Raw genomic sequence first — 1,376 nt, forward strand, 5'->3', positions numbered from 1 at the left:
TCCTCTTCTTCCCTCCTTCCCCCTCCCCTCCCCCTTTCCCCTTCCTTTCCCTCCTTTTCTTTTTCCCCCTTCCCCTTCCCTTTTCTTTCCCCTTCCTTCCTTCCTTTCCTTCTTCCTCCCTTTCTTTCTCTTCTTTCCCTTCTTTCCCTTCTCTCTCTCTCTTTCCCTCTTTTTCCCCCTTTTTCCCCCTTTCCTTCTCTCTTCCTTCCCTTTCCTCTTCCCCCCCTTCCCCCTCCCTTCCTCCTTTCTTTTCCTCTTCTTCTCTTCCTTCTTCTTTTTTCTCTCTTTTTTCCCCCCTCCCTTCTCCTTCCCCCTCCCTCCCTCTCCTCTCTTTTTCTCTCTCCTCCTCTTCTCCCCTTCTTTCTCCTTTCTCTTCTCCTCCCCCTCTCCCCCCTTCTCCCCTTCTTTCTTCCTCCTCTTTTCCTCTCTCTCCTCTTTTTCTCTCTCCCTCCTTCTCCTCTTTCTTTCTTTTTTTCTCTTCCCCTTCTTCCCCCCCTTCCCCCTTCTCTCCTTTTTCTCTCTCTCTTCTTTTCCCCTCTCTTTCTCCTTTTCTCCTCCTTCCTTTTTCTCCCTTTCTCCTTCCCCCCTTTTCTTCCTTTTCTCCCCTTCTCCTTTTTTCTTTCTCTCTCTCTTCTCTCTTTTTCCCCTCCCTCCTTCTCCTCCCTCTCTCCTTCCTTTCCCTTTTTTCCCTTTTCCCTCCTTCCTTCCCCTTCCCCCTTTTCTTTCTCCTCTTTCTTTCTTCTTTCTCCTCTTTCTCCCCCTTCTTTCTCTTCCTTTTTTTCCCTCTTTCCCTCTTCTTCTCCCTTCCCCTTTCCCCTTTCTCTTTTTCCTTTTTCCTTTCTTCCCTCCCTTTCTTCCTTTTCTTCCTCCTCCCCTCTCCTTTTTTCTTTTTCTCCTTCTTCTCTTTCCTTTTTTTTTCCTTTTTTCCCTCCCCTTCTTTTTTCTCCTTCCTTCTTTTTTTCTCTTCCCCTCCCTCTCCCCCTCTCTCCCCTTCTTTTCTCTCTCCCCTCTTTCCTTCCTCTTCTTTTTCTTCCTTCCTTCTCTTTTTCTCCTCCCTCTCTCCCCTCCCTTCCCCTTTCTCCCTCCTCCCTCTCCCTCCTCTCCCTTCCTTCCTCTTTTTTCCTCCCTTTTCCTTTCCCTCTTTTTTTTTCTCCCCTCTTCCCCCTTTCCCCTTTTCCTCCTCTCCCTTTCTCCCCCCCTCTCTTTTCCCCCCCCTCTCCTTTCTCCTTTCCCTCCCTTTTCTCCCCCCTTTTTTCTTTCCTTCCTCTTCCCTTTTTTTTTTCCTCCTCCCTTCTCTCTCTCCTTTCCCTCTCCTCTTTCCCTTTTCCTCCCCTTCTCTTCTCCTTCTCTTCTCCCTCTTTTCCCCTTTTCTTTTC

1 protein-coding gene is annotated in these 1,376 nt (G+C 48.7%); it reads right to left on the bottom strand.

The window, feature by feature from the left end; all coding sequences use genetic code 11:
• On the bottom strand, positions 1-1,376 hold a 1,376-nt coding region (locus KH400_RS29540; protein ID WP_217227889.1), incomplete at both ends, for a hypothetical protein.

It is taken from the genome of Desertibacillus haloalkaliphilus (genome assembly GCF_019039105.1).
Classification (GTDB): domain Bacteria; phylum Bacillota; class Bacilli; order Bacillales; family KJ1-10-99; genus Desertibacillus; species Desertibacillus haloalkaliphilus.